Source organism: Kribbella sindirgiensis (genome assembly GCF_004331435.1).
Lineage (GTDB): Bacteria > Actinomycetota > Actinomycetes > Propionibacteriales > Kribbellaceae > Kribbella > Kribbella sindirgiensis.
In genome coordinates, this window is record NZ_SJKA01000001.1 from 591004 (window position 1) to 612280 (window position 21277).

The 21277-nt window shown below is 68.2% G+C and carries 19 protein-coding genes; 8 read left to right on the plus strand and 11 right to left on the minus strand.

Features of this window, described 5'->3' with window-relative positions; all coding sequences use genetic code 11:
• Positions 1-19 precede the first annotated feature (19 nt).
• Positions 20-658 carry a hypothetical protein gene (locus E0H50_RS02970; RefSeq protein ID WP_131284414.1) on the plus strand — a complete coding sequence of 213 codons (639 nt, stop codon included), beginning with the start codon at positions 20-22 and terminating at the stop codon, positions 656-658.
• A gap of 182 nt (positions 659-840) precedes the next feature.
• Here the strand turns inward: E0H50_RS02970 and E0H50_RS02975 are convergent, their stop codons facing one another.
• Positions 841-1338 (minus strand): hypothetical protein, encoded by a 498-nt coding sequence (locus E0H50_RS02975; RefSeq protein WP_131284416.1) that lies wholly within the window; start codon positions 1336-1338, stop codon positions 841-843.
• 415 nt (positions 1339-1753) lie between these two features.
• Between E0H50_RS02975 and E0H50_RS02980 the strand changes: the two genes are divergently transcribed.
• The gene (locus tag E0H50_RS02980) at positions 1754-2008 is read left to right on the plus strand and encodes a ribbon-helix-helix protein, CopG family (protein ID WP_131284418.1); all 255 of its coding nucleotides are present in this window, start codon (positions 1754-1756) and stop codon (positions 2006-2008) included.
• 343 nt (positions 2009-2351) lie between these two features.
• Here the strand turns inward: E0H50_RS02980 and E0H50_RS02985 are convergent, their stop codons facing one another.
• The 6 genes from E0H50_RS02985 to E0H50_RS03010 are packed head-to-tail and all read right to left on the minus strand — an operon-like array spanning position 2352 to position 7784.
• Positions 2352-3305, minus strand: a complete 954-nt coding sequence (locus tag E0H50_RS02985) for an LLM class F420-dependent oxidoreductase (RefSeq protein ID WP_131284420.1) — start codon at positions 3303-3305, stop codon at positions 2352-2354.
• Positions 3306-4049, minus strand: a complete 744-nt coding sequence (locus tag E0H50_RS02990; protein WP_131284422.1) for an SDR family oxidoreductase — start codon at positions 4047-4049, stop codon at positions 3306-3308.
• Positions 4050-4057: 8 nt separating this feature from the next.
• Positions 4058-4711: a histidine phosphatase family protein gene (locus E0H50_RS02995; RefSeq protein WP_131284424.1), complete on the minus strand. Its 654-nt coding sequence runs from the start codon at positions 4709-4711 to the stop codon at positions 4058-4060.
• Positions 4712-5770, minus strand: a complete 1059-nt coding sequence (locus tag E0H50_RS03000) for a phosphotransferase family protein (protein ID WP_131284426.1) — start codon at positions 5768-5770, stop codon at positions 4712-4714.
• Positions 5767-6546, minus strand: coding sequence for an SDR family NAD(P)-dependent oxidoreductase (locus tag E0H50_RS03005; RefSeq protein WP_131284428.1), 780 nt, complete (start codon positions 6544-6546; stop codon positions 5767-5769). Before E0H50_RS03005 ends, E0H50_RS03000 begins: the two co-directional genes overlap by 4 nt.
• On the minus strand, positions 6543-7784 hold the full coding sequence (locus tag E0H50_RS03010) for an acyl-CoA dehydrogenase family protein (protein WP_131284430.1): 1242 nt from the start codon (positions 7782-7784) through the stop codon (positions 6543-6545). The genes E0H50_RS03005 and E0H50_RS03010 overlap by 4 nt, the downstream gene beginning before the upstream one ends.
• A 56-nt stretch (positions 7785-7840) precedes the next feature.
• Between E0H50_RS03010 and E0H50_RS03015 the strand changes: the two genes are divergently transcribed.
• Positions 7841-8428, plus strand: coding sequence for a TetR/AcrR family transcriptional regulator (locus tag E0H50_RS03015; protein ID WP_238150734.1), 588 nt, complete (start codon positions 7841-7843; stop codon positions 8426-8428).
• Positions 8429-9081: 653 nt separating this feature from the next.
• Here E0H50_RS03015 and E0H50_RS03025 read toward each other — a convergent pair.
• Positions 9082-10536: a M81 family metallopeptidase gene (locus E0H50_RS03025; RefSeq protein WP_202867982.1), complete on the minus strand. Its 1455-nt coding sequence runs from the start codon at positions 10534-10536 to the stop codon at positions 9082-9084.
• Positions 10537-10575: 39 nt separating this feature from the next.
• Positions 10576-11598, minus strand: a complete 1023-nt coding sequence (locus E0H50_RS03030) for a LacI family DNA-binding transcriptional regulator (RefSeq protein ID WP_238150735.1) — start codon at positions 11596-11598, stop codon at positions 10576-10578.
• A 113-nt stretch (positions 11599-11711) separates the two neighbouring features.
• On the opposite strand from E0H50_RS03030, the gene E0H50_RS03035 reads away from it, so the two are divergent.
• Both E0H50_RS03035 and E0H50_RS03040 read left to right on the plus strand, forming a co-directional pair.
• Complete coding sequence (locus E0H50_RS03035; RefSeq protein ID WP_131284436.1) at positions 11712-13607, plus strand: discoidin domain-containing protein; 1896 nt, start codon at positions 11712-11714, stop codon at positions 13605-13607.
• A gap of 125 nt (positions 13608-13732) precedes the next feature.
• The gene (locus tag E0H50_RS03040; protein ID WP_131284438.1) at positions 13733-14182 is read left to right on the plus strand and encodes a GNAT family N-acetyltransferase; all 450 of its coding nucleotides are present in this window, start codon (positions 13733-13735) and stop codon (positions 14180-14182) included.
• 225 nt (positions 14183-14407) lie between these two features.
• Here the strand turns inward: E0H50_RS03040 and E0H50_RS03045 are convergent, their stop codons facing one another.
• A complete protein-coding gene (locus E0H50_RS03045) occupies positions 14408-15025 on the minus strand; it encodes a YgjV family protein (protein ID WP_131284440.1) in 618 nt (205 codons plus the stop codon).
• 18 nt (positions 15026-15043) lie between these two features.
• On the opposite strand from E0H50_RS03045, the gene E0H50_RS03050 reads away from it, so the two are divergent.
• Positions 15044-15838, plus strand: a complete 795-nt coding sequence (locus E0H50_RS03050; RefSeq protein ID WP_131284442.1) for an aminotransferase class IV — start codon at positions 15044-15046, stop codon at positions 15836-15838.
• Here E0H50_RS03050 and E0H50_RS03055 read toward each other — a convergent pair.
• Positions 15813-17234: a CCA tRNA nucleotidyltransferase gene (locus E0H50_RS03055; RefSeq protein ID WP_131285039.1), complete on the minus strand. Its 1422-nt coding sequence runs from the start codon at positions 17232-17234 to the stop codon at positions 15813-15815. The two genes, E0H50_RS03050 and E0H50_RS03055, sit on opposite strands and share 26 nt — an antisense overlap.
• A 111-nt stretch (positions 17235-17345) precedes the next feature.
• Between E0H50_RS03055 and E0H50_RS03060 the strand changes: the two genes are divergently transcribed.
• Both E0H50_RS03060 and murJ read left to right on the plus strand, forming a co-directional pair.
• A complete protein-coding gene (locus E0H50_RS03060; RefSeq protein ID WP_131284444.1) occupies positions 17346-19565 on the plus strand; it encodes a hypothetical protein in 2220 nt (739 codons plus the stop codon).
• On the plus strand, positions 19558-21204 hold the full coding sequence (gene murJ, locus E0H50_RS03065; RefSeq protein ID WP_131284446.1) for a murein biosynthesis integral membrane protein MurJ: 1647 nt from the start codon (positions 19558-19560) through the stop codon (positions 21202-21204). Before E0H50_RS03060 ends, murJ begins: the two co-directional genes overlap by 8 nt.
• The last annotated feature ends 73 nt before the right edge of the window (positions 21205-21277 follow it).

The window sequence follows — 21277 nt, forward strand, 5'->3', positions numbered from 1 at the left end:
GCGCTGTCACACTGAGCCTGTGAGCACACCGCCTTCCGGCCCGAACTACAGCTGGCAGCCGCAGCCGGGCGACTACAAGTCGGCGCCGACCTACGGTCAGCCGCCGCGGAAGAGCCGCGCAGGGCTGATCATCGTGCTGATCGTGGTCCTCGCGTTGGTTGCCCTCGGCGCGATCGGCGTCCTCGCCTACCGCCTCGTGAGCAACCACCGAACCTCGGACCCCAACCCCGGCACCGCCGCCACGTCACCCCGATCCGCCGCCGGCAAGCCCACAACAACCACCCGACCAACCGCGCGCCCAACCACTGCACGCCCGACCGCGCGACCAAGCACCGCGCGGCCGAGCACGACCGGCACGGGGGCAGCAGGTGCGATCGATCTCGCCCGCCGTTTCGTCACCCAACTCAACGCCAACAACTCCGCAACGGCGACCGCACTGGCCTGTGAGAGCTCCCGGCAGCTGATCCCGACGCTGATGAAGACGTTTCTCACCCCGCCCACAGAACTCACCGCCGGCAAACTGGTCGGTCAACAAACAACCTTCGTTATCCCCCTGACCGGCACCACCAAGGGCTCCACGGTCACCGGCGTAATCGTCGTCCACGAGATCGCCCCAGAACCCCTCTGCATCCGCGCCTTCCAGATCAGCCCGACCTGATCTTTTGCACGGTCCCCACTCTGTCCGGTGACTGAGATTGGCGTGCTAGGAGTGTGGACACCCGTAACGCCGTCGCAAGCGACGACGATGCACCACAAGAGGGCCCGCCAATACCAGTGGCGGGCCCTCCCCTGTTGGGTTTCCGATCTGGAGCGGGGAACGGCCCGCACCAGATTCGTCCACTACTTCTTGCTGAAGTAGTAGCCGGCCAAGGCTCCCACCGTGACCGGGATGAGAACTGCGCCGAGGTTCTTCAGCTCCTCGACGTTCTCCGCAGCTGGCAGGCGGAACGACGCGATCACAGTTCCGAGCAGTACCATGCCGACAAGGCCGACCATGACGATGGACAGCCGACCGCGGATCTCCTCACGCTTCAACTGCAACTGGAGCCAGCGGCCCTTGACGAGTACGGGATTGTCGGCGATCGGCCGGGGTTCCTCGTTCTCTCGCTCCTCCGACACGCCGGTGAGGCGCGACAGGTCGAGTTGGGCCGGAGGGAGCGGTTCACCGCGGGTGAGCCTCGCTAGGCCCTTCAGCAGCGCGGCCACCTGAGCCTCGCTGAGGGTTACTTCTCCCTCCTTGTCACTGTTCTTGTCGCCCTCTTTGGGGCTGTTCTCCTCCTGAGCTGAACCACGCCCATCGCGGGGCCGCTGCGTTGAGTCGGTCCCTTCTTCGTCCATCGGACCAGTGCTCCTTCCTATCGGTGCAAGGGACGCCCCGTTCCGGGGCAGACCGAATCGGTGAGGCTCAGCATGCCATACCATCGACGGATCCTAGGCACACATGATGCGTAGATCGTGTGGTTACGATGCGATAATGAGCGTGCCTCATGTGTATGTGTTGCACCAAATTTGATGTAACGTGGTGAATCGTGGTCGGATGACAACAGAGTGTGACCATCGGTCACCGACCTAACCCGTTAAGTAACGACGCAAGGTAAGTCGAGAGAGGAGAGATCAGCGTGCTTCCAGGAAGGGAGACCCGCATCATCGCCGTGCGCGTCGTGCCATGCACAGACTGCAGAGTCCCCTTCCGCACAGAGAAGCGTGACCACCGGCATCGTGCCCGGTACCACCTGCTGAGAGGTCGAGCTACATGACAAAGATTGAGGAGAAGACTGGCGTTGGCACCGCGATTGTGCGGCTGTCTGTCAACCTGGCCGCAGATGCCATGGACACTCTGCGCTGGCTCGCGAATCGCCGAGGGCTGTCGTTGACCGAGACCATTCGACGCGCCATCACTGTCCTGAAGTTCATCGAGGACGAAGTTGACAAGGGCAACAAACTGGCGGTGGTGGAGACCGACGCCAACGGTCAGGAGCGGGTTCGGGAGATCCTCCTGGTCGCCTGATCCGCCTAGATTGGATCGCAGACCGATGTTCCGGGGAGTCGGCACTCCCCTTGTCCATCCATTCCCCTGATCAAACGTCTCTCCGTCGAGACGTGACAAAACCGCCATCTGCGCGGCACATTGGCTACGAAGGGTCCATGCTGCGAACTGACGCCGTGGGCCTTTCGCCGTTGTTGGACCTACACGCGCGTTCAGCGGCCTTCGGACATGCTCAATCGCTTTGGCTCCGGCTCACCTCCCATCATGATTTGGTCCGCGAGACTGCGAGCCTCAAGAGCACGGTCCGCGCGCCGCCGGAGGCGGCCAGAAAGTCAGCCGCCGCGAAGCGGTGTCCTTTCTGGGATCACCCTTCGATGGATGCGAGGGAACGGGCCGTTTCCAAGAGGTTGGTGCCGGTGGGGAGGGTGGCGATGATCGGGGTGTCGAGGCCGTTCTCGACGTAGCGGTTGATGTGGGCCCGGCATTCGGCCGGGGTGCCGTGCACGATCAGGGCGTCGACGAGGTCTTCGGGGATGGCGGCCATCGCGGCGTTGCGGTCGCCGGCGGCCCAGGCGTCGCGCATCGGTTTCATGATCTCGCCGCGGCCGAGCCAGTCGTGGAAGGCGGCGTACCCGGGGACCGTCAGGTACGTCGCGATCAGGAAGCGGCCGATGTTGCGGGCCATCTCCGCGTCCTCGGTGACGCAGACGAAGATGCGGGCGGCGAGTTCCTTGTCCGGACCGAGTTCCTCGCGAACCTGGCGTACGTCGTCGGCCGACAACCAGTTCGTGATCGCGCCGTCGGCCTCGCGCGCGGCCAGCCGCAGCATCTGCGGGCGGAGCGCGGCGAGCATGATCGCGGGCGGTACGTCGGGCGCCTTCTCCAGCCGGAACCGCCGGATCGTGAAGCTGTCGAACTCCCCGTCGACCTTCTCCCCCGCGAACGCCTGCCGCAGGAACCGCAGGACGTCGCGGGTCCGGGCCAGCGGCGGGTCGTACGCGATCCCGTTCCACCCGGTCACGATCGTCTCCGACGACGCCCCGATCCCGAGGACGAACCGCCCCGGCGCGAGATCCGCCAACGCCGCAGCGCTCATCGCGAGCGCGGCCGGGCCGCGGGTGTGCACCGGCACGACGGCCGTCCCCAACCGCAGCGAAGAGTCCCATTCGGACGCGAGGACCAACGGCGTGAACGCATCCGCACCCGCCACCTCCGCCGACCACAGATCGGTGTACCCCAACAGCGCGAGGTCCGCGATCAGTTCTCGATGCTCACGCAGCGGGACGCCGGTCAGCGGAACGGTCAGACCCCAGCGCATTCAGATCATCCTCTTCAGCAACGGCAGCGGCGCGAACCGCATCACCTGGGCCAGCGGCCACCACGGCCGCGCCGGTACGTACGCCTTCGCCTTCTCCGCCTCGATCGCGGCCACCATCGCGCGCACCCCCGGCTCGGTGTCGACGATGAACGGCGCGTGCGCGACCCGCTCGTTCATCTCGGACCGGATGTACCCGGGATAGATCGTGCTGACCTTGATCGGCTTGCCCAGCAGTTCCAGCCGCAGCCCTTCCCCGAGCGAGGCGAGCCCGGCCTTCGTCGCGGCGTACGTCGTGACCGTCTTCGGGAACCCGCGCAGAGCGGAGATCGACGCGATCAGCACCAAGTGGCCGGCGTTCCGGGCCCGGAACAGCTCCATCGCCGCCTCGGCCTGGGCGAGCGCGCCGACGAAGTTGGTCAGCGCGGTGTCGCGGTTGGCGTCGAACCGCCCGGTGCCGAGCGGAGCGCCCTTGCCGAGACCGGCGTTCACGACGATCCGGTCCAACGGCAGCTCCGCGTCGACCTCGCGGAACACCTTGAAGACCTGGTCGTGATCATTCACATCCAAGCTGTGGATAACTACTGTGACCTGTGGATAACGTTCGGTCAGTTCGGCGCGCAGCGCCTCCAGGCGGTCGGTACGCCGGGCGGTCAGCGCCAGGTTGTGGCCCTTCGCCGCGAACTGCCGGGCCATCTCGGCACCGAGCCCGGAGCTGGCGCCGGTGATCAGGAGGTTCCGTCGCATCGGGAGTCCTATCTGTACGTGAGCAGGTCGGCACCGAGGTGGACATGCTCGTTGTAGCTCACCACAGTCAGCCCGCCGCGGCCGGACACGACCTTGGTGATCGCGGTGTTGATCGTCACCGGGTTCAGCTTCGCCCACAGCCCGTCGCCGCCGGACAGCAGCCGGCTCACCACGGCCGCGATCGGCCCGCCGGACGTGAAGACGAACGCCGCCTCGCCCTTCCCGAGGCGCTCGGCGGTCCGTCGTACCGCGGCCTCGGACCGGTCACAGAACGCCTGGAACGTCTCGGTGTACCCGTCCCCACCGTCCATCCAGCGCTGGGTCGCCGCGGTGAAGACGTCCTGGAAAGCACGCTTCGGATGACCGGTGCGCGCGAGGTCGGCCACCATCACCGTGTGCCGTTTGTACGCCGGCTTGTGGGCGACGAGCACCTCCTGGTGATCGAACTCGTCGAACCCCGGATCCACCTCCGCGGCGAATCCCGCCAGGGAAGCCGTCTGCTGGTGCCGACGCATTGAGCCGGACACGACAAGCTCCGGCTTCACCTCCGCCAGCGTTCGGCCGAGCCGTACCGCCTGCTGTTCGCCGAGCACCGAGAGCTTGTCGTAGTCACGCGCACCGAACGACGCCTGGGCGTGCCGGATCAGATAGATGGCTGCCACTCACGCCTGCCGCATGATCCGGCGGCAGCGCCGCTCGAGCAGGTTCACCGGAAGCCAGAAGTTCTTGAAGCGCGGGTTGCGGGTCTGCTTGTGGTGGTAGCGGTAGTAGATCTGCTGCGCGATCACCGCCAGCCGGAACAGCCCGAACACCTCGTAGAACGCCCAGTTCTCCATCGTGAGCCCGGACCGTTTCAGGTAGTAGTCCACGATCTCGTCCCGGGTGAGCATGCCGGGTGCATCCGACGGCTGCAGCCGGAACCGGCGGAACGCCCAGTCGTCATCGGCCTGCACCCAGTACGCGAGCGCACCACCGAGATCCATCAACGGATCCCCCAGCGTGGCCAGCTCCCAGTCCAGTACGCCGACCACGCGCAGCGGATCGTCCGGCGCCAGTACGACGTTGTCGAGCCGGAAGTCGTTGTGGATCACACAGGTCCGGACGTCGGCCGGCTGATGCGCGGCGAGCCAGGCCATCACGCGCTCGTAGCTCGGCACGTTCCACGTCTTCGCCTTGCGATAACGCTCGGACCAGCCGCTGACCTGGCGCTCGACGTACCCCGCGCCGCGGCCGAGGTCGGACAGACCGGCCGCGGCGGGGTCGACCGCGTGCAGCTCGGCGAGCGTGTCGATCAACGTGAAACCCAGCTGCCGGGTCTGCGTCGGAGTGAGGTCGACGCCCAGCGCGTGATGCCCGGGAATCGTCCCGACCACCCGTTCCATGACATAGAACTCGGAGCCGACGATCGTCTCGTCCTTGCAGTGGGCAACCATCTCCGGGACGTACCGGAACACCGGTTTGAGGCCGGCCTGGATCCGGTACTCGCGGCCCATGTCGTGCGCGCTCTTCGCCTTCGTCCCCTTCGGCGGACGGCGCAGGATCAGGTCATGGCCCGGATAGCTCAACAGATAGGTGAGGTTGGACGCGCCGCCCGAGAACTGCTTCACCTCGGGAAGTCCGTCCGGCACCGAGGTCTGCTGCCGCAGCCAGGCGTCCACCGCGGGTACGTCGAACGCGTCCTCGTCCCGCACCGCCCGGGCGCCGTCCGGCACCCCTGTCACCGCCTGGTCTCAGCGCGTTCGTGGGCGCGGGCGGCGATGCGGCGCATCTGCCGGGTGTACAGCGGTCGTACGAACCGCTTCGTCCAGTAGGCCAGCTGCGCCGGCCGGTCCGGGATGATCAGGTGCTGTTTCTTCTTGATGCCGGCGATGACGACGGCCGCGATGTCGTCCGCGGAGCGCGGTGACTTCTCGATCAGGTGCCGCGCGGTCGCTCCCATCGCACTGTCCGCGCCGCGGATCGAGTCGGCGAGATTGGTGCGGAAGAACGACGGGCAGACCACCGACACGTTCACGCCGTACGGACCGAGCTCGTGCGAGAGCGTCTCGGAGAGCGCGACGACACCGGCCTTCACCGTGTTGTACGAGCTCATCATCGGCGGGTGGACGAGACCGGCCGCCGACGCGGTGTTGACGATCTGACCGGAGCGCTGCCGTTTGAACAGCGGCACGAACGCGCGGCAGCCGCGGACGACGCCCATCAGGTTGATGTCGACGACCCGGTCCCATTCGTCGAGGGTTTCGACGTCGATCCGCCCACCGGTCGCGATCCCGGCGTTGTTCACCAGGATGTCCAGACCGTCCCAGTTCTCCTCGCACCACGCGACCGCGGCGTCCCAGTCCGCCGGGCTGCGCACGTCCAGCTTCAGGTACGGCGTACTCCCCGGAGCGTCCGGCGACACGTCGGTGCCGAGCACCTGGTGGCCGTCGGCAACGAACCGCGCGACCAGTGCTGCGCCCAGACCGCTCGCGGCACCGGTGACGAGAACCCGACTCACTTGGCCTCCTGAGCAGCCGCGAGGTACGACGCGAGCTCGATCCTCGCGATCACCCCACGATGCACCTCGTCCGGGCCGTCGGCCAGCCGCAACGCGCGGGCGCTGGTCCACGCGGCCGCGAGCGGGAAGTCGTCGGACAGCCCACCGCCGCCGTGCAACTGGATTGCCATGTCGATCACGTCCTGCGCCATCCGCGGCACGGCGACCTTGATCTGACTGACCTCGCTCAAGGCGCCCGCGAGCCCCTGCGTGTCCAGCAGGTACGCCGTCTGCAGGACGAGCAGCCGTGCCTGGTTGATCGCGATCCGCGCGTCCGCGATCCGCTCCCGGTTGCCGCCGAGGTTGACGAGCGGCTTGCCGAACGCGGTCCGGCTGGTGCCGCGCTGCAGGGCGAGCTCGAGCGCCTTCTCGGCCAGGCCGATCAGCCGCATGCAGTGGTGCACGCGGCCCGGTCCGAGCCGGCCCTGGGCGATCTCGAACGCCCTGCCCGGTCCGACCAGGATGTTCGCGGCCGGCACCCGCACCTCGGTGAACGACACCTCGCCGTGGCCGTGCGGTTCGTCGTACCTGCTCATCGCGGGCAGCAGGCGCTCGACCTTCACGCCCGGGGTGTCGCGCGGGACAAGGACCATGGTGTGGCGCGCGTACCGGTGGGCGTCAGGATCCGTCAGGCCCATGAAGATCAGCAGCTGGCAGTCCGGGTGGCCGACGCCCGTGCTCCACCATTTGCGGCCGTTGATCACGACCTCGTCGCCGTCGAGGACGGCAGTCGCCTGCATGTTGGTGGCGTCGGAGGACGCGACCTCGGGCTCGGTCATGCAGAACGCGGAGCGGATCGTGCCGTCCAGCAACGGTTCGAGCCAGCGCTTCTTCTGGTCGTCGTCGCCGTACCGGAGGAGGACCTCCATGTTCCCGGTGTCCGGGGCGTTGCAATTGAAGATGTACGGCGCGATGAACGACCGGCCGGTCAGCTCCGCGATCGGGGCGTAGTCGAGGTTGCTGAGACCCTCGCCGTACTGCTCGTTGCCTGGTTCCGCGGGCGGGAGGAACAGGTTCCACAGGCCTGCGTCACGGGCTTTCGCCTGCAGGTCCTTGATCATCGGCTGCGGCTGCCACGGGTCACCGGCGGTGCGGATCGCGGTGTGCAGTTCCGCCTCGACCGGCTCGATCTCGCTGCGCAGGAAGGTGTCCACGCGGCCGATCAGATCCTGAGCGCGGGCCGAAGGTTCGAACCCCATCAAGACTCCTCTCCTCGGCTTGACCGTAGCTCAGCGTCTAAGCAATGCTCAATAGCATGGATCACCGGCTGTCAGCGGAGGACCGCAAGAAGCAACTGGTCAAAATCGGCTTGATGATGCTGCGCGACCAACCGATCCATGAGCTGTCCATCGACGCCATCGCCGCCGAGGCCGGAATCTCCCGCGGGCTGCTGTTCCACTACTTCCCGAGCAAGCGCGACTACTACCTCGCCGTCATCGCCGCGGCCGGCCGCCGCCTGCTCCGCGTCACCAAGCCGGACGAGCGGCTCGCGCCAGAGCAGCAGCTCCGCGAGATGCTGGTCCAGTTCGTCGCGTTCATCGCGCGTCGGCGTACCGCCTATATCTCGTTCGTCCGAGGTGCCGCCGGCGGCGACGACTACGCGGTCGAGGTGTACGACGAGACGCGCGCGGGCCTCACGAAGCGCATCCTCACCTATTTGGGCACCCCCGAGGTCGCCGACGAGCCCGCGTCCCGCGAGTACCTCCGCGTGCACGCCTGGCTCTCGTACACCGAGGACCTGGCCATCGAGTGGTCCGGCCTTCCCGAGAAGGACCGCCCGTACACCGCCGACACCCTTATCGACCACGCGACCGAGGCCCTCCACCTGCTACGCAAGCTGTAGATCGGAGCCGACACAGGGATTGTGGGCCGATCCGCGATGATGCAACAGGCAATGGCGGGTAGGCACCTGGTATTACCTGTCCCCAGTCACCATGGCCTGTTCCCGGTCCCCAATGCGTGTTCCCGGTTGCCGCTATCGGCCGGGTGGTCGGTCACCAGCGGCATCGATCGGGTCCGGCGGCTCCTCGTGTGAGGGGCGTTGCAGGTGACCGGTGTACGGCGGACCGCGCCGGGCCGCAGGTACAAACCCCCCAAACCGGTTTGGGGAGGATCACCTGCCGTTTTCGGGGTGCGGGGCTCCCCGAACTGGTTTGGGGAGGCCTGGGCAGCCGCGGGGTTTGCGGGGGCGCGGGGGCGGCTCGACAGGTGGAGCACCGGTGGGACGCCGTACGCGCGGGCGCGATCGCGCTCAGGTGCACTACCCATCCACTCGACACGTCCTGTCAGAATGCACACTCGGCCGCCGGGCCGCGCCAACCACCCACACATCAGTCGCAAGGGCCGGATTGTGGAATCCCCCGCGTTCGACTGCGGGCTAGGCACCTCGCGCCACCGACCTACCCGAGCGTCCCGTTGGCTGCAGGCGGGCTTGGCGGCTGTGACCCGAGCCTGGTGTGCTGATTCGACGTCATCCCAGAGATTGCGTGGGCTGGGCTACGGCAGGAGTTCTGGGGTCAGGTTTGGGTCGGCCATGTCCGGGTCGAAGGGGAAGAGGGGGCGGAGTACGCCGTGGTGGCCCAGGCGGAGGAGGTCCTGGTCCACGCCGCCGGGGGTGAGGGCGAGGAGCCAGTCGGCGGCGAGGTTGTAGAGCTCTGGTTCCAGGTAGCCGATCTTGACGATGACCAGGTCGGTGGTTGCCGGGTCCAGGCCGAGGAGGGTGAAGTCGGCGAGGTGGTGGTACGGCTTGCGGCGGGTGGTGAGGATCGAGTGCAGGCCGCCGACCTGGACGACCGCGACGGTGCCACCAACGGGATCTTGGGAGATCGAGAACACGGTGCCGGACAGTGCGACCGGTCCGGCCGGACCGGAGTCGACCTTGCCGCCGGCGGTGACCTCTACCGGGTTCCCGACGCCGGCCGCGACACAGGCGGCGACCGCCTCGGCGTCGGCGATGCTGGCGTGGATCGCCGTCGCCTTACCGGCCGTCAACTCCTCGATCGTCAGCAGCTGACCAAGAGTCCACGACGTGTCGCCCGCACCACCGGCGGTCGGGTTGTCACCGGAGTCGCTGATCAGGAACGGGCGGGCCGTGCTGGCGAGCCCGGCCGTGACGCATTCCTGCAGCGTCCCGGTCGGCGCCACGAACGCGAACCCGTCGCGAGCATCCCAGTACGCTTTCGCCAACTCAGCGGCGCGCTCGGTGATCAACGCGTGGTCGTCGCCCGTGACAACCACCGCAGCACGACACCGCGGCTCATCAGCCCACGCATACCCAACCCAGACAGCGGCATCCAGTACGCCGGGCTCATCCGCGATCTCGCCCACGCGCCGATAGATCGACTTGGCCGGCTCGAGTCGCGTCGACGTCTTCTCGCCCGGCAGCAGCACCGGCACCTGGATCCACGCCTTCCCCGGCTTCCCGAGTCCGGCCCGCAGCCGCTCCACCAGGTTCCGCAGTGCCCGCTCGCGGCTCTCCATCGCGTCCTCGTGCGGCGCCATCCGGTAGCAGGTGATCAGATCGACGGCCGTACCGAGTTCGCGGGACACGTTGCCGTGCAGGTCCATCGACGCGGACACGAGGACGTCCGGACCGAGCACGGACCGGATCCGCGTGGCCAGGTCGGCCTCCGCGTCCTGCCTCCCGACGACGCTCATCGCGCCGTGGATGTCGAAGAACAGCCCGTCCAGCGGGCCGGCGTCCTCGAGGCGCGTGATGATCTCCGCGGAGAGTTCGTCATACACCTCCGGCAGCACGGCGCCGCCCGGAAGGGACCGCGCGTGCAGCAGCGGGACCCACTCGATGCCTTGCGCCCAGTCCTTGCCGAGGAAGTCGTACCGCTCCAGCAGGTGGTCACCACGCCGTACGTCGAAATCGGCCAGGCCGGCCCGGTGAGGCGAGAACGTGCTGGACTCGATGGCGATCCCGGCAATGCCGATCCGAAGGTTCATGCCCAAAACTTGCCACAACCGAGCCCTTTCGCGCATCGACTAACCGCCGATTGTGGACACTCCGGTCGATCCGCGGACGACGAGCTCGGTCGCCAGCTCGACGTGCAGCGCCTCGACCTCGTGGCGCTCCAGCAACCGGATCAGCAGGCTGACGGCCATCCGGCCCATCTCCTGCAACGGTTGCCGGACGGTGGTCAGCTGCGGTGTCGTCGCGCGGGCGAGATCGAGGTCGTCGAAGCCGGCGATCGAGAGGTCCCGCGGGACCGAGAGCCCGCGTTCGGCCGCGGCCTGCAGCGCGCCGATCGCGGCCTTGTCGTTGAACGCGACCAGCGCGGTCGGCCGGGGAACGAGGTCGAGCAGCTCGCCGGCGGCCCGGTACCCGTGCTGCGTGGTCGGCTGGTCGTGCCGAACGAGCGCCGGGTCGGGGAGGATGCCGACGTCCGCGAGCGCCGCCGAATGGCCGCTCAGCCGCGCGTCGGCGGCCAGCCACTCGCGCGGCCCCGCAATCACGCCGATCCGGGTGTGCCCGAGTCCCGTCAGGTACGCCGTGAGTTGCCGGGCGCCGGAGTGGTGAGCCGCGGACACGGACGGGATGTCGCGAGGCAGCGCCGTCCGCGGATCGACGACGACGAACGGGAACCGTCGCGAACTCAGCCGGACCAGGTCCTCGCTCGGCTCCGGCGGAAGGATCAGGATCGCCCCGCCGATCCCCCGCCGGGAGGCCAGGCTCGCGAGCGCCGGATCCTGCTGCGTGGCCTCGCCGGCGTTGAGGATCACCTGCCGGCCATGCCGGTCCAGAGCCTCGGCGATCGACGAAACGATCAGGCCGAAGTAGTCGGTGAGCACGTACGGGCAGCGGACGTAGACGGCGCCCTCGACGGGCTTCGGCGTACCGCCCCGCGGCACGGGCCCGGGCAGCCCGAGCTCCTCGATCGCCTGCTCCACCAGCCGTCGAGTCTCCGGCGCGATGCCGCCGAGCTGGTTGACCACGCGGGACACGGTCGCGAGCGACACCCCGGCCGCAGCCGCGACGTCGCGCATCGTCGCTCTAGCGCGCGGCATTTGTTACATCGCTTTGTTTCACGCTCAGCACTCTAGACCCGCGCTCCCAGACCTTGACAGTGCTCGATCACGGGCGTGTCCTGAGGCCGTTTGTTTCGTCCCTGAGGAGTGCGATGAGAACACCCGCCTTCGGCGCCGCCCTTGCTCTCACGGTGGCGTCACTCACCGGACCTGCCCAGGCCCATCCCCCGACGACCCAGGTCGATGTCTGGGTCACCACGCCCGACCGCGCCGAACTGCTCCACGAACGCGCGCCGGTCTCGTTCCACCGCGGCGCGAGCGAGCGGACCACGATCACGGTCGACCCGCGGACGACGTACCAGACCATGGACGGCTTCGGCGCCTCGATCACCGACTCGTCCGCGAGCGTGCTGTACCGCCTCAGTCCGGCCGACCGCGAGCAGACGCTGCGCAAGCTGTTCGACCCGCGGGCCGGTATCGGCGTCAGCTTCCTGCGGCAGCCGGTCGGCTCGTCCGACTTCACGGCCGCGGCCGAGCACTACACGTACGACGACGTACCCGCCGGCCAGACCGACTTCGGCCTCAAGCGGTTCAGCATCGCCCATGACGAACAGCAGGTCCTGCCGCTGCTTCGGCGCGCCAAACAGCTCAACCCGGCGCTCAAGGTGATGGCGACGCCGTGGAGCCCGCCGGCGTGGATGAAGACCGGCGACTCGCTCGTCGGCGGCCGGCTGAAGGACGACCCCAAGGTGTACGACGCGTACGCGCGCTACCTGGTGAAGTTCGTCCAGGCCTACACGCGAGCCGGCGTACCGGTCGACTTCCTCTCCATCCAGAACGAGCCGCAGAACCGCAAGCCGAGCGCGTACCCAGGCACAGACCTGCCGGTTCGTCAGGAAGCAGCAGTGATCACCGCCCTGGGTCCACTGCTGCAGAAGGCGAGTCCACGGACGAAGATCCTTGGCTACGACCACAACTGGACCACGCACCCCGGTGACATCGCCTCCACCCCGCCTGGTGAGGACCCGGAGACCGACTACCCGTACAAACTGCTGCAGACGTCGGCGGCGAAGTGGATCGCCGGTACGGCGTACCACTGCTACTCCGGCGACCCGTCCAAGCAGACCGATCTGCACAATGCGTTCCCGTCGAAGGGCATCTGGTTCACCGAATGCTCCGGCTCGCACGGGCCGAACGACACCCCGCCGCAGATCTTCCGCGGCACGCTCACCTGGCACGCGCGCACGTTGATGCTCGGTACGACGCGCAACTGGGCGAAGTCGGTCGTCAACTGGAACATCGCGCTCGACTCGACCGGCGGCCCGCATCTCGGCGGCTGCGACACCTGCACCGGCCTGGTCACCCTGCAGCCGGACGGTTCCGTGTCGACGGACGCGGAGTACTACACGATCGGCCACCTGTCGAAGTTCGTGAAGCCGGGCGCGGTACGGATCGGGAGTACGTCGTACGGGACGACCGGATGGAACGGGCAACTGATGTCGGCCGCGTTCCGCAATCCCGACGGGACGACGGCGCTCCTGGTGCACAACGAGAACGACGAGCCGCGGTCGTTCGCGGTGGCGGTCGGGGACCGGTCCTTCGAGTACGAGCTGCCGGGCGGGTCGATTGCGACGTACACCTGGGGAAGGACGTCGGCCGACGTGCCGCGCGAGCTCCCGCTCGAGAGCGCGACGGCGAGCGTGAACGGCGCCGATGCCGGGATGCTGGTCGACGCGGACGGGTCGACCGTGTGGCAGAGCAAGGCGCCGCAGGCCCCCGGTCAGTGGGTGCAGGTCGACCTTGTCAAGGCGCAGACGTTCCGGCAGGTCGCGCTGGACAGCGGCGGGAACATCGGCGACCACGCGCACGGCCAATCGGTTGCTGTCAGCAACGACGGGAGCAGTTGGCGGACGGTTGCCGGCGGTACGTCGAACAGCCAGTTGACGACGATCGATCTCCCGCCGACGCGGGCGCGCTACGTCCGGATCACGCAGACCGGTACCGCCGGCAACTGGTGGAGCCTGACCGACGTGCGCCTCTACCGCTGAGCCTCGATCCAGCGCGCTGTCCCGTACTCCGGCGGCGATCTGCTGCAACGTCCTCACTCGCACATCAGACCACGGAGAGGAAACGGAAACAGGAGCGTCATGCCAGGTTGCTACCGTCCGATGCCATGGTGATCGAGGGTGTGGAACTGCGACCGGCACCGCCGACCGACGCGGAGGTGCTGACGCTGACCACCGCGCAACAGGCCGAGCTGGCGGCGATGTACGGCGCGGACCAGCCGCTGGTCGCTCTGCATCCGGACATCGCGTTCACGCTACTGACGCTGAACGGAAGATCGGTCGGCTGCGTCGGACTCCAGCCCGTCGCGCCCGGTCTCGGCGAGATCAAGCGGATGTACGTCGTGCCGTCCGCCCGCGGCTGGGGCCTGTCCCGGATGCTTCTCGAGGTCGTCGAGGCGCAGGCCCGGGCAGCAGGACTCACCAGACTCCGCCTAGAGACCGGCACCAAGCAGGTCGAGGCAATCGCCCTCTACACGAACCACGGCTACCACCCAACCCCGCCGTACCCGCCGTTCGAGAACGAGGCCGCCTCCCTCTGCTACGCCAAGGACCTCTAGGTCCTGGCGGCCGGCGCTCCAGTCCGAACTGCGGGGCCGTGCGACAGGTTCTGGTGGGCTTACACCTGATATTCCCTGTTCCCAGCAACCGGAACGTGTCAGTTCCCCCGGCAACCGGCCGACCTCGCTCACCAGTAGCTGCATTCCGCCGAACCGGCAGCACAAATCCTCCCCGTTCACAGACGACCGGGGCACCCGGTGACTCCCGGATGGCGCGGCTGGTGGCTATTGCGGCAGGTTCAGCACCAGGTCTTCGCCTTCGCGGTGGAAGCCCAGGTTCTTGAGGTACGGCGTGGAGTCGCGCATCCGGGGCGGGGCGATGACCTGGTGGAAGCCCTGGTCGGTGAAGACGTCGCTACGGCGGTAGACGAACTCGCCCGGGGTGAAGTCGCGGTACTTCGGCACCACGTAGTCGAGGTCGATCTGAGCTCGGCCGGTGCCCGCGTCGTGGGCGAGGACGACGCCGACGGTGCGGTCGCCGTGCTGGACGAGGAACGCGTACGGACTCGCGGCGAGCGTGAACCCGGGGTTGAACCGGGTGATGTCCTTCTGGTGCCGCTGCAGGACGTAACCGAGGTACGCGTCCGCCGAGTTCACCGGCAGCACCTGGTACTCCGCGTCGTCGTGCCGGTGCCGGAGCAGCCGCCAGAGATGGACGACGTTGATGACCGCGAGGACCGCGTTCATACCGACCATCGGCCAGACGCCGACGACCGCGTTGAACCCGACCAGGATCACGCAGCCGATCAGGTTCAGGGCCCGCAACCGCAGGATGCGGGTCTGCAGCAACGACCACACGACCAGCGCGGATCCGCCCCACCCGATGATGCTCCAAACGTCCACACCGCGAGACTAGTGCGGGTGAGCGATTTCTTGCTGCTGGACGGCGCCCCGTTGCCGATGGTCGACCCGATGGTGCTGCGAGCAACGTCGTACGGTCACTTCACCTCGATGCAGGTGCGTGACGGTCAGGTCGACGGGCTGGACCTGCACTTCGAGCGGCTGGACCGCAGCACGCGGGAGGTCTTCGGCCGGCCGCTCCCCGAGGACCGCGTCCACGCCGACCTGCGCGCGGCCCTCGACCAGGCCGGCTCCGGCGATCTCTCGATCCGCGTGAACGTCTTCGCCGACGACGAACTCCACCTACTGACGCGGGTGGGCCCGCCTGTGGCTCCCGGCACCCGTCCGCTTCGTCTGCTCGCCTACGAGCACGAACGCGCCGTACCGCACCTCAAGCACACCGGCACGTTCGACCTCACGTACTACGCCCGCGCCGCCGAACAGGCCGGGTACGACGACGCCGTCTTCCACACCGCAACCGGCGAACTCTCCGAAGCCTCCATCTGGAACCTCTGCTTCGCCCGCGGCACCCACCTCGTCTTCCCGTCGGCGCCGGCACTCCCCGGCATCCGCCAGCAGACCCTCCAGCGCGGCCTGGACGACTACACGACCACCCCGGTCCCGCTCGCCGGCCTGAAGACGTACGACGCCGCGTATCTCACCAACTCGATCGACCCGGCGCTGCCCGTCGCCTCGATCACCACCAAGGACGGCACCACGACGTACGAGCCACACCCGGCCTCGGCTGCTGTCCTCGCGAAGGCCTACGCGGCCGTGCCCGCCCAGCCGATCAGGAGCGCTGAGACCACCAGTTGAGGAGTTCTTCGCGGGCTCGGTCTTCGCCGAGGGGGCCCTGGTCGAGGCGCAGTTCCATCAGGAACTTGTAGGCCTCGCCGACCTCGCGGCCGGGTCCGATGGCGAGGATCTGCATGATCTGGTTGCCGTCGAGGTCGGGGCGGAGGGCGTCCAGTTCCTCTTGTTCCTGGAGGCGCTCGATGCGGGTTTCCAGGTCGTCGTACGCGGCGCGGAGGGAGTCGGCCTTGCGGCGGTTGCGGGTGGTGCAGTCGGCGCGGGTCAGGATGTGCAGCCGCTCGAGCTGGTCGCCGGCGTCGCGGACGTAGCGGCGTACGGCGGAGTCCGTCCACTCGCCGTCGCCGTACCCGTGGAAGCGCAGGTGCAGCTCGATCAGCTTGCTGACCTGCTCGATCTGCTCGTTGCTGAACCGCAGCGCCTTCATCCGCTTCCGGGCCAGTTTCGCCCCGACCACGTCGTGGTGGTGGAACGTCACCTTCCGCGCGCCCTCGAACTTCAGCGTCTTCGGTTTCCCGATGTCGTGGATCAGCGCCGCGAACCGAACGACGAAATCGGGCGTCTCCACCGATAGCCGCGATTCCAGATCGATGGCCTGATCGAGGACGGTGAGTGAGTGCTCGTACACATCCTTGTGCCGATGGTGCTCGTCCTTCATCAGCCGCAGCGCCGGCAGTTCGGGCAGCACGTGCTCGGCCAGCCCGGTCGAGACCAGCAGGTCGAGCCCGATCCGCGGGTGGTCCGCGCAGATCAGCTTCTCCAGTTCGTCGCGGACCCGCTCGGCGGACACGATCGTGATCCGGTCGGCCATCGCGGTCATCGCCGTCACCACCGCCGGGTCGGGCGTGAACCCGAGCTGCGCCGCGAACCGGGCCGCCCGCATCATCCGCAACGGGTCGTCCGAGAACGAGTCCTCCGGCGTACCGGGGGTCCGGATCCGCTGGTGCGCGACATCCTCCATCCCGCCGTGCGGGTCGACGAACTGCCGCGACGGCAGCCGGACCGCCATCGCGTTCATCGCGAAGTCCCGGCGCGCCAGATCCCCCTCGAGGCTGTCGCCGTACGACACCTCCGGTTTGCGCGAGGTGGGATCGTAGGTCTCCGATCTGTACGTCGTGACTTCCAGGACCCACTCGCCCTTCCGGGAACCGATGGTGCCGAACGCCTTGCCGATGTCCCAGACATGGTCCGCCCAGCCGGACAGCAACCGCTCGATCACGTCCGGGTGCGCTGACGTGGTGAAGTCCAGATCCTTGCTCCCCCGGCCGAGGAGAATGTCCCGGACAGGACCACCGACCAGGGCGATCTCGTGGCCTGCGTCGGCGAACCGGTGGCCCAGTTCGTCGACCACTGGAGCGAGTTCCAGCAGGGCCTGGACGGCGCGCCGCTGTGCGGCGGGCAACGATCCGGCGGAGGCTGACTGGTCGGCAAAGGGTGACACGGGGAACTAGGTTACGGTGACGGCGTGTTCAGACGGCGACTGAGGCTCTCCGCAGTGGCGGGAGCTTGCCTTGTGGTTGCTGCTTCGGCAGCGGCTGTAGGTGCTCCGGCTGAGGCCGCACCCGCCGACGAGCCGGCCGTCCAGGTCACCATCGACACGTTCGGCCCGACCGCGCCGAAACCCGGCCAGTCGGTCGTGATCAAGGGCCGGGTGACGAACACCAGCTCGGTGACGTTCGAGGAGCCGCAGGCGCTCGCGTGTATCGACCGCACCCGCCTGGCCAGTACGGCGGCGCTGGACGCGATCTCCGCCGAGCAGAACATCCCGATGAACGACCGGGACAGCTGCAGCAACCTCACCGACGACGAGCAGACGTTCCAGCCGTTCGAGAAGCCGCTGGCGCCGAAGGAAACGGTCGCGTTCACGCTGACGGTGCCGTGGAAGGAGTGGCGGATCCTCGACGCCACCGGCGTGTACGTGGTCGGCGTCACCTTCCGCGGCCAGCCGCCGAACAGCAACCGGATCATGGCCGGCCGCGCCCGCACCCTGATGCCGGTGCTCGGGAAGCAGCCGCTGACCCGGGCGGTCAACACAGCTCTCGTCGTACCGCTGCTGCACCGCCCGACGCAGCTCGGCGGCAAGAACTTCGCGAACGAGTCGCTGTCCGCGGCGCTGGCCCCGACCGGAGAACTCGGCCGCTCACTCGCTCTCGGCCGGCAGCACAAGGTGACCTGGATGGTCGACCCGGCGATGCTGGACGAGATCCGGCAGCTGGCGAAGGGGTACGTGGTCGTCGGTGAGAACGGCCAGACCACGGCCGGCACCGGTCAGGCCGCCGCGACCACCTGGCTGAAGGAGTTCGACGCCGGCCGCGCCCGCGGCAACCAGGTCGTGCTGCTGCCGTACGGCGACCCGGACGTCGCCGGCCTGGTGGACTCCGGCGACCCACTGAAGAAGCTGGTCGCGCAGGCCCGGACCAAGACTGAACGCTCCGGCGGCGAGCTGGCTCCCGGGTTCACCAACGGCCTCTGGCTCGAGGGAGGTGCCGCCGCCAGCCGGTACCTGGCTGCCGCGGCCGGCGGTTTCCCCGGCTCCACCGCCGATGACCTCAACCTCGTCAGCAGTTCCTCGTGGTCCGCGGCCACTCGTCCAGTGCTGACCAGCACCCCTGTGTACAACGTACTCACGCCGGGTGGCACGCATCGCACGGAGCGTGCGGTGATCGCCAACTCGTCCCTGACCACCGGTGGCCCGGATCCGGAGACCGCCGACAGCCCGCTTCAGGTCCGGCAGCGGTTCGCGGCCGTCACCGCGCTGATCGCGGCCGGCGGCAAGGGCACCGCGTCGGTGGTCGTCGCCCCGCCGCGCGGCTGGGACAACGACGGCCGCGCCACGGCCGCACTCGCGGGCAGTCTGTCGCTGCCGTGGATCAAGGCCACCGACGTGGCCGGCGTGGTGGCGGCCAACCCGAGACCGCTGACCACCAGGGCACCGGCCGCGGCGAAGACCAACGGCGTACTGACCGAAGCTCAGCTGGACAGGGTCAGCCAGCTCGACGCCGCGACCACCACTCTGCAGGACCTGCTCGACGACGCGACCGCGTTGCCGGAGGTCATGACGCAGGCGCTGCTCCGGTCCACGTCATCCGGCTGGAAGGGCTACCCGGAGGAGGCGCGGCACTTCACGGCGATCGAGCTCGGTTCGGCCAACCAGCAGCTCGGCAAGGTGCACCTGGTGAACGCGAGCGTGGACCGCGGGCTGCGCAAGGAGATCAAGGTCAACCTGGCCGGCAGCAAGGGCACCTTCCCGCTGACCATCACCAACGAGACGGACTGGTCGGTCCGGGTCGGCATCGTGGTCACGTCGGTGAACCGGTCCGACCTGAAGATCACCACGCCGCAGACCGTGGTGCTCGGCCCCGGTCAGAAGTGGACGCCGCGGATCAACGCGAGCGCCGAGCAGAACGGTCTGATCCGGGCCAACGCCCAGGTCGTCACCGCGGGCGGCAAGCCGGTCGGCAAGTCCCAGGAGCTGCTGATCCAGGCCAGCCAGTACGGCAGCGTCGGCTGGGTGCTGGTCGGCGCCGCGTGCGCCCTGCTGTTCGGTACGTCGTTCGTCCGCATCTACCGCCGGGTCCGCACCGAACGCCGCAACACGGTCGCTGCGACCACCGCAGCCACCGCAGACGACACGTCTGATCCCGCCCACGATCGCCCAGCGGCGAACGGCGTACCCGAGGCTCCGGCTCCGGAGGCGTCCCTGAAAGAAGGAGTCGGTTCGAAGGATGGCTGACCGCACCCTGCGCTCCGCGGCGGTGATGGCAGCCGGAACGGTGCTGTCCCGCCTGCTCGGATTCATCCGGATCGCCCTGCTCGCGGCCGCCATCGGTACGGCGCTGCGCGGCGACATCTTCACGGCCGCGAACACGATCCCGAACAGCCTGTACATCCTGCTGGCCGGCGGCGTCTTCAACACCGTGCTGGTCCCGCAGCTGGTGCGCGCGATCAAGAACCACGCGGACGGCGGCCAGGACTTCACGAACCGGATCCTGACGTTCGGCTTCGTCGTCCTCGCGATCGTCACGGTGGCCTGTGTGCTGCTCGCGCCGGCGATCGCCGAGCTGTACCTGCCGAAGGAGCTGCACGACCCGTCCCGGGTGACCGAGAAGGCGAACATGATCATGTTCGTCCGGCTGTGCCTGCCGCAGATCTTCTTCTACGGCGCCTTCGTCCTGGTCGGGCAGGTGCTGAACGCGCGGCGCCGGTTCGGTCCGATGATGTGGGCGCCGATCGCGAACAACATCGTCGCCTGCGCGTCGATCGTGGTCTTCTTGCTGATCTACCGGGTCGGCGACAACCCCCCGACGTACAGCCACGGCGAGGAGTTGCTGCTCGGTCTCGGGCACACGGTGGGCATCGCCGTGCAGCTGCTGGTGCTGCTGCCGTACCTGAAGGCGAGCGGCCACACCTACCGGCCGAAGTTCGGTCTGCGCGGTACTGGTCTGGGGCACACTGCCCGATTGGGCATCTGGACGGTTCTTTTCGTCGCCGTGAACCAGGTGACGCTGGTCGTCGTCACCCAGCTCGCGATCGCCGGCAGCGCCTCGAACGACCCTGGTGCGAAGGCCGGTCTGTTCGCGTACAGCACCGCGATGCTGATCATCCTGGTGCCGCACGGCATCGTCACGGTCTCGCTCGCGACCGCGGCCCTGCCGCAGATGTCGGCGCTGGCGGCCGACGGCGACACCGCCGAGGTGGGGCGGCTGTCCGCCCGGTCGATCCGGCAGACGCTGGCGATCGTCGTACCGGCGGCGGCCGCGATGATCGCGTTCGCGTACCCGATCGTGACGATCATCGCCGGGTACGGCTCGGGCAAGAACAACCTGACGCTGATGTCGTACACGTTGATGACGCTGGCGCTCGGGATCGTGCCGTTCACCGTGCAGTACTTCCAGCTCCGCACCTTCTACGCCTTCGAGGACACCCGTACGCCGTTCTTCCTGCAGTGCGTGATCGCGGCGACGAACATCGCGGCGGCCGTGATCGGGGTCCGTGTCCTGCTGGACCAGGCGCACCTCCGGTTCAGCGGTGTGGTGCTCGGCGGGGCGTACGCGCTGGCGTACCTGGTCGCCGTACTGATCTCCCGGCCCGTCCTGCGGCGCAGGGTCCCGCGGGTCCCCGGTGCCGGGATCGGGCTGCCGCTGCTCGCGATGGTGATCGCCGCGGTGGCCAGCGCCGGCGCGGGCCGCGTGGCTCTGTGGCTGCTGAGCCTGGTGATCGACTGGTCCGGACCCCTCGGTGCCGTCCTCCAACTGGGGATCGCGGCGGTCGTGATGCTGCCGGTGTACGCCGGTGTGTCACGGGTACTCCGTATCCACGAAGTCAACGACGTCGTGTCCATGGTCACATCGAAGTTGCCGATCCGCCGCTGATCCGGCCCGCTTGTGCGTTAGTGCACCACCTGTCCGGTCAGTAGGGCACTACCATGGGGCCTGCGATCCGGAC

Excerpts from the sequence above, each read along its gene's own strand:
- E0H50_RS02975 (WP_131284416.1), bottom strand. The coding sequence starts at position 1,338 with ATGGACGAAGAAGGGACCGACTCAACGCAGCGGCCCCGCGATGGGCGT.
- E0H50_RS02980 (WP_131284418.1), top strand. The coding sequence starts at position 1,754 with ATGACAAAGATTGAGGAGAAGACTGGCGTTGGCACCGCGATTGTGCGG.
- E0H50_RS02985 (WP_131284420.1), bottom strand. The coding sequence starts at position 3,305 with ATGCGCTGGGGTCTGACCGTTCCGCTGACCGGCGTCCCGCTGCGTGAG.
- E0H50_RS02990 (WP_131284422.1), bottom strand. The coding sequence starts at position 4,049 with ATGCGACGGAACCTCCTGATCACCGGCGCCAGCTCCGGGCTCGGTGCC.
- E0H50_RS03010 (WP_131284430.1), bottom strand. The coding sequence starts at position 7,784 with ATGGGGTTCGAACCTTCGGCCCGCGCTCAGGATCTGATCGGCCGCGTG.
- E0H50_RS03015 (WP_238150734.1), top strand. The coding sequence starts at position 7,841 with ATGGATCACCGGCTGTCAGCGGAGGACCGCAAGAAGCAACTGGTCAAA.
- E0H50_RS03025 (WP_202867982.1), bottom strand. The coding sequence starts at position 10,536 with ATGAACCTTCGGATCGGCATTGCCGGGATCGCCATCGAGTCCAGCACG.
- E0H50_RS03030 (WP_238150735.1), bottom strand. The coding sequence starts at position 11,598 with ATGCCGCGCGCTAGAGCGACGATGCGCGACGTCGCGGCTGCGGCCGGG.
- E0H50_RS03035 (WP_131284436.1), top strand. The coding sequence starts at position 11,712 with ATGAGAACACCCGCCTTCGGCGCCGCCCTTGCTCTCACGGTGGCGTCA.
- E0H50_RS03040 (WP_131284438.1), top strand. The coding sequence starts at position 13,733 with ATGGTGATCGAGGGTGTGGAACTGCGACCGGCACCGCCGACCGACGCG.
- murJ (WP_131284446.1), top strand. The coding sequence starts at position 19,558 with ATGGCTGACCGCACCCTGCGCTCCGCGGCGGTGATGGCAGCCGGAACG.